Annotated in this window: 10 protein-coding genes; 8 read left to right on the top strand and 2 right to left on the bottom strand. The window is 67.1% G+C overall.

The window, feature by feature from the left end; genetic code table 11:
- The 8 genes from AB3X43_RS11065 to AB3X43_RS11030 all read left to right on the top strand — a co-directional run.
- Positions 1 to 1,121, top strand: a 1,121-nt coding sequence (locus tag AB3X43_RS11065) for a biotin/lipoyl-containing protein (RefSeq protein WP_369429901.1), incomplete at its 5' end; no start/stop codon positions are given.
- 17 nt (positions 1,122 to 1,138) lie between these two features.
- Positions 1,139 to 1,606, top strand: coding sequence for a VOC family protein (locus AB3X43_RS11060; protein ID WP_369429900.1), 468 nt, complete (start codon positions 1,139 to 1,141; stop codon positions 1,604 to 1,606).
- 170 nt (positions 1,607 to 1,776) lie between these two features.
- A complete protein-coding gene (locus AB3X43_RS11055; protein ID WP_369429899.1) occupies positions 1,777 to 3,672 on the top strand; it encodes a propionate--CoA ligase in 1,896 nt (631 codons plus the stop codon).
- 186 nt (positions 3,673 to 3,858) lie between these two features.
- Entirely contained in the window at positions 3,859 to 4,371 is a 513-nt protein-coding gene (locus AB3X43_RS11050) for an ATPase (protein WP_369429898.1), read from the top strand.
- Positions 4,368 to 4,598, top strand: coding sequence for a hypothetical protein (locus tag AB3X43_RS11045; RefSeq protein WP_369429897.1), 231 nt, complete (start codon positions 4,368 to 4,370; stop codon positions 4,596 to 4,598). The genes AB3X43_RS11050 and AB3X43_RS11045 overlap by 4 nt, the downstream gene beginning before the upstream one ends.
- Before the next feature lie 102 nt (positions 4,599 to 4,700).
- Positions 4,701 to 5,720, top strand: a complete 1,020-nt coding sequence (locus AB3X43_RS11040; RefSeq protein WP_369429896.1) for a hypothetical protein — start codon at positions 4,701 to 4,703, stop codon at positions 5,718 to 5,720.
- Positions 5,717 to 6,088, top strand: coding sequence for a transcriptional regulator (locus tag AB3X43_RS11035; RefSeq protein ID WP_369429894.1), 372 nt, complete (start codon positions 5,717 to 5,719; stop codon positions 6,086 to 6,088). The genes AB3X43_RS11040 and AB3X43_RS11035 overlap by 4 nt, the downstream gene beginning before the upstream one ends.
- The gene (locus AB3X43_RS11030; protein WP_369429893.1) at positions 6,085 to 6,504 is read left to right on the top strand and encodes a hypothetical protein; all 420 of its coding nucleotides are present in this window, start codon (positions 6,085 to 6,087) and stop codon (positions 6,502 to 6,504) included. The genes AB3X43_RS11035 and AB3X43_RS11030 overlap by 4 nt, the downstream gene beginning before the upstream one ends.
- Here the strand turns inward: AB3X43_RS11030 and ybiB are convergent.
- Together ybiB and AB3X43_RS11020 are read right to left on the bottom strand one after the other, a co-directional pair.
- A complete protein-coding gene (ybiB, locus tag AB3X43_RS11025) occupies positions 6,482 to 7,417 on the bottom strand; it encodes a DNA-binding protein YbiB (protein ID WP_369429892.1) in 936 nt (311 codons plus the stop codon). The two genes, AB3X43_RS11030 and ybiB, sit on opposite strands and share 23 nt — an antisense overlap.
- 22 nt (positions 7,418 to 7,439) lie before the next feature.
- The coding region (locus AB3X43_RS11020) for a fused MFS/spermidine synthase (protein WP_369429891.1) at positions 7,440 to 8,140 on the bottom strand (701 nt) is incomplete at its 5' end.

Raw genomic sequence — 8,140 nt, 5'->3', positions numbered from 1 at the left:
AGCTCGCGTTCACGCAGGCCGACATCAAGCGCGAAGGCTGGGCGATCGAGTGCCGCATCAACGCGGAAGACCCGTTCCGCAGCTTCCTGCCCTCGACCGGTCGCCTGGTGCGTTACGCGCCGCCGGCTGCGGAGCTGGTGCAAGGGACCGAGACGCTGCAAGGCCCCGCCTACGAGAAGGGCCACTTCGGCGGCGTGCGCGTGGACACCGGCGTCTACGAGGGCGGCGAGATCCCGATGTTCTACGACTCGATGATCGCCAAGCTGATCGTCCACGGGCGTGACCGCAACGAAGCCATCGCCAAGATGCGCGAAGCGCTCAACGGCTTCGTGATCCGCGGCATCAGCTCGAACATCCCCTTCCAGGCCGCGCTGCTGGCGCACCCGAAGTTCGTCACCGGCGAGTTCAACACCGGCTTCATCGCCGAGCACTACAGCCACGGCTTCAAGGCCGAGGACGTGCCGCACGACGACCCGCTGCTCCTGGTTGCGCTGGCTGCCTTCGTGCGCCGCAAGGCCCGCGAGCGTGCGGCCGGCATCAGCGGCCAGTTGCCGGGCCACGGTGTCAACAAGGACGCGCCGGATCTGGTCGTCGCGGTGCTGGGCGCCAAGGGCGACCACGTCTACCACGACGTCAAGGTCAGCGGCTACGACAGCGCGCTCGGCACCGCCAATGTGCTGCTGGGCGACAAGATCTACGCGATCCGCAGCCACACCAAGCTCGGTGACCTGCTGATGACCGGCGTGTGCAACGGCGTGCCGTTCACCGCGCAGGTCGAGCGCAGCGCCAACAAGAACCCGCTCGCCATCCGCGTCGCCCACAACGGCACGCAGATCGACGCGCTGGTGCTCAACCCGCGCGCAGCCGAAATGATGAAGCTGATGCCCTACAAGGCACCGCCCGACACCAGCAAGTCGCTGCTGTCGCCGATGCCGGGCCTGCTGGCCGACGTGTCGGTGGCGGTCGGGCAGAAGGTGCAGGCGGGCGAGAAGCTGGCCGTCATCGAGGCGATGAAGATGGAGAACATCCTCGTCGCGTCGCAGGACTGCGTGGTGGCCGAGATCCTCGCGAAGAAGGGCGAGAGCCTGAGCGTGGACCAGCCGATCCTGCGGTTCGAATGAACAGCGGAGGCAGCACCATGAGCACCCCCAAGCCTTTTCGCATCCTCGGTATCCAGCAGATCGCCATTGGCGGCCCCGACAAGCAGCGGCTGAAGTCGCTGTGGGTTGACATCTTCGGCTTGCAGGTCAAGAGCACCTTCGTCAGCGAGCGCGAGAACGTGGACGAGGACATCTGCGCCCTCGGCAGCGGCCCGACCGCGGTCGAGGTCGACCTGATGCAGCCGCTGGACATCGACAAGAAACCGGCCGTGCACGCCACGCCGCTGAACCACGTCGGCCTGTGGGTCGACGACCTGGCGCGGGCGGTCGCGTGGATGACCGCCAACGGCGTGCGCTTCGCGCCGGGTGGCATCCGCAAGGGCGCTGCTGGGTTCGACATCTGCTTCATCCACCCCAAGGCGAACGACGCATTCCCCATCGGTGGCGAGGGCGTGCTGATCGAACTGGTGCAGGCCCCGGCCGAAGTGATCGCCGCACTCGGCTGAACGGCAGGACCGACATGGCAGCCCGGGCTTCGCTTTTGATGCGAAACCCGGGCTGTTCTGCTTGCAGAGGCCTTCTGGACACGGGTCTGACAGGCGCCTGTCAGTCCTGTGATTTTGAATTATGAATTCGCTGAATTTGCCGCACTGACCGCCTGCCCAGGAGACAGAACATGACCAACTACGCCGAATTTCACCGCCGCTCCATCGAAGACCGCGAAGGTTTCTGGGGCGAGCAGGCCGCGCTGATCGACTGGCACAAGCCGTTCGAGCAGGTCTGCGACTACACCAATCCGCCGTTCGCCAAGTGGTTCGCCGGCGGTGAAACCAACCTCTGCCACAACGCGGTCGATCGCCACCTCGCGACCCGCGCCGACCAGAACGCGCTGATCTTCGTATCGACCGAGACCAACACCGAAAAGACCTACAGCTTCCGCGAGCTGCACGCCGAAGTGCAGCGCATGGCCGCCATCCTGCAGAGCCAGGGCGTCACCAAGGGTGACCGCGTCCTGATCTACATGCCGATGATTCCCGAGGCCGCGTTCGCGATGCTGGCCTGCGTGCGCATCGGCGCGATCCACTCGGTGGTGTTCGGCGGCTTTGCCAGCCACTCGCTGGCCAGCCGCATCGACGACGCCGCGCCCAAGGTCATTGTCAGTGCCGACGCCGGCATGCGTGGCGGCAAGGGCGTGCCGTACAAGCACCTGCTGGATGAGGCCATCCAGCTCGCCACCAGCAAGCCGGCCGCCGTCGTGATGGTGGACCGTGGTCTGGCGCCTTACACCAAGGTCGAAGGCCGCGATGTGGACTACGCGACACTGCGTGCCGCGCACCTGGACGCTGTCGTGCCCTGCGAGTGGGTCGGGTCCGAGCATCCCTCCTACATCCTGTACACCTCGGGCACCACGGGCAAGCCCAAGGGCGTGCAGCGCGATACCGCCGGCTACACCGTGGCGCTGGCCGCCTCGATGAAGCACATCTACATGGGCGAGCCGGGCGAGACCTACTTCTCCACCAGCGACATCGGCTGGGTGGTCGGCCACAGCTACATCATCTACGGCCCGCTGATCGGCGGCATGGCCACGATCATGTACGAAGGCCTGCCGATCCGCCCGGACGCCGGCATCTGGTGGAGCCTGGTCGAGAAGTACAAGGTCACCGTCATGTTCTCGGCGCCCACCGCCGTGCGCGTGCTGAAGAAGCAGGATCCGGCCTTCCTGACCAAGTACGACCTGAGCAGCCTCAAGGCGCTGTTCCTGGCCGGCGAACCGCTGGACGAGCCGACCGCCAAGTGGATCGCCGAAGCACTCGGCAAGCCGATCGTCGACAACTACTGGCAGACCGAAACCGGCTGGCCGATCATGGCCGTGTGCAACGGCGTCGAGCCGGCACCGAGCCGCTTCGGCTCGCCGGGCAAGGCCGTCTACGGCTACGACGTCAAGCTGATCGACGAGTCGACCGGTGAGACCATCACCGAGCCGAACAAGAAGGGGGTCGTGGCCGTCGAAGGGCCGCTGCCCCCGGGCTGTCTGCAGACGGTGTGGGGCGATGACAAGCGCTTCGTCAGCACCTACTGGACCAGCATCCCCGGCAAGATGATGTACAGCACCTTCGACTGGGGCGTGCGCGATGCGGATGGCTATTACTTCATCCTCGGTCGCACCGATGACGTGATCAACGTCGCCGGCCACCGCCTGGGCACCCGCGAGATCGAGGAAAGCATCTCCAGCCATCCGAACGTCGCCGAAGTGGCGGTGGTGGGCGTGGCCGATCAGCTCAAGGGCCAGGTGGCGATGGCCTTCGCCGTGGTCAAGGATGCCAGCCGCGTCACGACCGCCGAGGACGCCCGCAAGCTCGAAGCCGAGATCTTCAAGGTGGTCGATGACCAGCTCGGCGCCGTGGCCCGCCCGGCCCGCGTGCGCTTCGTCACCGTGCTGCCCAAGACCCGTTCGGGCAAGGTGCTGCGCCGTGCCATCCAGGCTGTCTGCGAAGGCCGCGATGCGGGCGACCTGACGACCATGGAAGATCCGGCTGCGCTGATGCAGATCAAGGATCTGGTCACGGGCTGACCTGCAGGAACTGCGGAATCTGCCGCCTTCGGCTGGCGATTCGGGACACCCGCCCCGCTCGAACGAGCGGGGCTTTTTTTCGTTCGGGGAATTGTTTTTCTTCAGAATATCAAGGGTAAGAAGTCACGATAAGTTACATAATGATTTGAAATTCTCTCGACTGCACTCCACTTGGAGCGACTGGACATGCCCCGCATCCACATCATTGCCGGCCCGCCGGGCGCAGGAAAAACCACGTTCGCCAAGGAATATCTGCCCCAGGAGGCGGCCTGCAGGAACTTCATCGACGCCGACCTCATCGCCAACGGCCTGTCGCCGTTCGCACCCGAGCGCATGGAGATGCGCGCCAGCAAGCTGATGCAGATGACCATCCAGGACATGCTGCGCCTGCGCGAGACCTTCGGTTTCGAGACCTCGCTGCGCAGCCGGGACTACGCCAGCCTGATCCCCGACTGGCGCGCCAAGGGCTATGTGGTGCAGATGGTGTTCCTGTCGCTGCCGTCCTGGGAGGTGTCGCAGCACCGGGTCAACGAGCGTGTGCGCCAGGGCGGCATGCGCATGGCGAGCGATGTGGTGCGGCGCCGGTACGAGACGGGATTGCACAACTTCCACGCGCTCTACAAGGGGTTGGTGGATCTGTGGATGCATTTCGACAACGCGGGCCCTGTTCCGAAACTGGTGGATTGGAGCGGCGCATGAAGAACGGTTCCCTGACCCAGGCCTACATTGCACCCGAAGTGCTTGGCGCTTACGCGGCGCTGAAGCGGGCCGCCGAAATCTCGCGGCAGATGGCCTTTCTCACGGGCACCGATGTGATCGTCGTCAAGGACGGCCACATCCTGCGCGAATCTGGCACCGAGAGCTATGACCTGCGCGCCGAGCGGCCGACGGGCAACGTGCATCCGCTGACCCGGCCTGTGCGCTGAACCGGACCCTGGTGGTGTCGCTTGACACTCTGTGATTCAGAGTTATATGCTCTGACTCTGAATCACAGAGTTCATGTCTGCATCCCACCGGGACCGTTCCGCATGAGTGCCACCCTTGACCAGTTGCAGTCCATCCAGTCCATGCTCGCTGCTGGCCACCGCAGCGTGCGGCTGGAGCGCCACAGCCTGATCCTGATCGGTGGCGTTGGCGGTTTCGTCGCCGGGCTGACCGAATATCTGATCACCGCCGAGCGTTTCCCGGACCTCACGCAGCGCGCACTGGTGCTGCTGGTCTGGCTGAGCGTCTGGCTTGGCGGCGTGTCGCTGGTGGACCACCACCTGACGCGCCGCGCCCGCGAGCGCCGCGACGAAACCTTGCCATTCGCGCAGGCGCAGATCACGCGGGCCTGGTGGATGCTGCTGGGCATGGGCACGCTGGGGTCGTGTGCGATGTTCTTCTATGGCGGCGGCACGATGGTCTACGGGCTGTGGATCGTGCTGCTCGGGCTGGGGGTCTACCTGTTCGGGCTGTTTTCTCGGCCGCTGATCGAGTGGATCGGGCTGGCGACGATTCTGCTCGGCGTGGCGGGGCTGGCGGCTGGGGTGCCGTACCAGATGACACATTGGCTGGCTGCATCGTGCTTCGCGGTCGGCATGCCGCTGGCGGGCTGGCTCGATCGGCGGCAGCGCGACCGGGCATGGTCGCCACGGCTGGTTGCACTGCTGCTGTGGATGGGGGCCGTGGTCGGCGCGGCACTGCTGCTGGGGCGGCTGACCGCTGGTAACGAGGAGCCGCCCCAGCTGGTCGCTGGCGAACGGGTGCTGCGGCTCGCACCGGGTGCACCGGTGGCGCTGACGCTTGACCTGTCCGGGCCGTTGTTGAGCGCATCGCCGCAGTCGGGACTGGGCATGCGCCTGAAGTTGCCGATCGAGGTGGTGCTGCGCGATGGCGAACCCGACGGTCGCTACCGCATCAACCACGGACCGTGGCACCGCGTCCGCGACGGCGTGCTCGGCCTGAAGATCCTCCGTTTCAAGCCAGGGCTTGGTGCCGACGGCCAGCCGGTGGTGCGCGCCGAAGCCGTGCTGGATGGTCCTTTTCTGCAGGGGGATGTCCCGTGACCGCGAACCCGACTCCGTTGCCACGCCTGGACCCGTTGTTGCACCAGCCGGTGCGCACCCAGATCGTGGCCTTCCTGTCCGGCCGCGGCGAAGCGACCTTCAGTGAACTCAAGCGCGCACTGGCGATCACCGACGGCAACCTCGGCGCCCACCTGAACAAGCTGGTCGAGGCGGCGTTCATCGAGTCCCGCGACGTCTCCGTCACAGCCCGTTCCCAGACCGTGTTCCTGCTGACCGCCACGGGCCGGGCGGCGTTGGCCGACTACGTGGCGCAACTCACCGAGCTGGTCCGGGTCAGCGGCGCATCCAGCCGTCCTGCCGACGGTCTGGTTCTTCTTCCCTTGTCTCACCCTCAGGAGTGTCCATGAAACGCATCGCGGTCCGTTCTGTTCTGGCCCTTGGTCTGGTGTCGGCGCTGGCCTTGGGCGGCTGTGCCAGCCCGTTCCCGCCATCGGCGGATGCGCTGGCGAAGCTGCCCGTGGTCACCTACCCGGACAAGCCCGCGGGCACCGGCGACTACGTTTACAAGTTGCCGGCCGGACAGCGCATCGACGTGCGCCTGCTGGCTGACGGCAGCGCGTTGACGGTTGGCGCCGATCAGACGATCAGTGCCCGCCTGGGGCGCGACCTCTACCTGCACAAGCACTGGGCGAGCGAGGATGGCCGGCACTGGGTCGATGCGAATGAGCTGATCGGTGTGAACCTGTCGGTGCGGCTGCCGTCCTACGAGTCACCCGGCCCGGGCGAGCTGCACCTGAGCGTCAACCGCAAGACGCCGCGCTGAAGCCACGAACGGACGCGCACAGGCACTGCACCTGTCGTGCGATCGGTGCCGGCACAGGCACCTGCCCGGCCAGCATGGCGCGGATGTGCGCCGCGGTGGTCTCGGCGTCGATGGCTGCAGGCAGCACGGGCAGCTCCACCAGCACGCCCTCCTGTGGCGCCACCGACAGCGTGGCGTCCGGTCCCCCAGACCGGTAGACCTCCAGCCGTGGCTGTCGGCGTGCATCGGCCACCGGTTCGCCCTCGGTGCCGCGCATCAGCACCGCCTCGGCGCCGCTCTCGCGCAGGTACTGCGACAGGCTCACCGCGTACTCCGGGTGCGTGTGGTTGACCACCCGCAGGCCACCGGGCACGGCCGGCAGCAGCTTGGCGATCGTGTGCCCGCTGTTGCGCAGGCCGAGCACACGGCGCAGCGCCAGCAACTGCGCCAGCGGCCGGTTCAGCGTTTCGAGCGACATGAACACCGGCTCGCCACGCGCCCATTGCGCCGCGGCCTGTCCGGCGTCGGCTGCGGGCGGCAGGCCGAGCGCAGTGAAGATCGCCGCGCTGGTGATCCGGCCGGGGTCGTCGATCGGGCCGTGGACCAGCACCGGCACGCCTTCGCGCGCCAGCAGCAGCGCCAGCAGCGGCGTGAAGTTCGGCAGCTTGCGCGCGCCGTTGTACGACGGCAGCAGCACGGCGGGCGAGGGGGCCACCAGCGGCAGCGTGTGCACCATCGCGGCCTCGACGAAGGCCGCGAGTTCGTCCGCCGACTCGCCCTTGATGCGCATCGCGAGGGCGAAGCCGCCGAGTTCGAGGTCGCTGACGCGGCCGTCGAGGATGCGGGTCATCAGGTCGAGCGCCTGGGTGCGGTCCAGCGAGCGGGCGCCGTCCTTGCCGCGGCCGATGGTCTTGAGGTAGGGGGCGATGGTCATGGGGAGATTGTCGTCGGCAGGTTCAATCGGTGCCCGTGTCGGCCTGTTGCGCCAGGAGGGCCCGCCGCACCGCCGCCATGGCGGGCTGCAGTGCGCTCCAGGCGGAGACCTCGAAGCCGGTGGGCCGGCGTGTCGTGATGTCTCTCCGCTGCAGCGCCAGCGCGTCCCGGCAGGCGAGCACCACGCTGTTGGTGCCCCGTTCGCCATCGCCGACCACCAGCACCGCGTCCGCGCCGAAGGTCTGGCGGATGCGGGCCACGTGCACGTCGAACAGCGGCTGGCTGGCGCTGCTGGGCAGATTGGCGACCAGCCAGCCGGTGTCGGTGAGCGCGCTGGCGCAGTCGTCGTAGAACGCTTGGGAACACAAGGCCTCGGGCAGGCCTTCCCAGTCGAAGCCGTCCACCAGCAGCACGTCGAAGCGCTCCGGTGGGTCGCGCACCAGCACGGCACCGTCCTGGCAGACCACGCGCAGGCGCGCGCTGTCCGGCGGGATGCCGAAGTCGTCGCGCAGCGCGATCACATGCGGATTGATCTCGGCGACCCGCAGCGTGCTGTCGGGCAGGTGCCGGTGGCAGAACTTGGCCAGCGAGCCACCGCCCAGGCCAATCATCGCGAGGTGCTGCGGCCGGGGTTGCCACAGCAGGAAGCCCATCATCCGCTGCGTGTACGCCAGATCCAGCCCGTCGGGATCGTCCATGCGCATGCGGCTCTGGATCTCGCTGA

This window comes from Sphaerotilus sp., from assembly GCF_041083715.1.
Taxonomy (GTDB): domain Bacteria; phylum Pseudomonadota; class Gammaproteobacteria; order Burkholderiales; family Burkholderiaceae_C; genus Sphaerotilus.
Note: the sequence above shows the minus strand (reverse complement) of the source record. Positions and strands in the feature narration are given on the sequence as shown.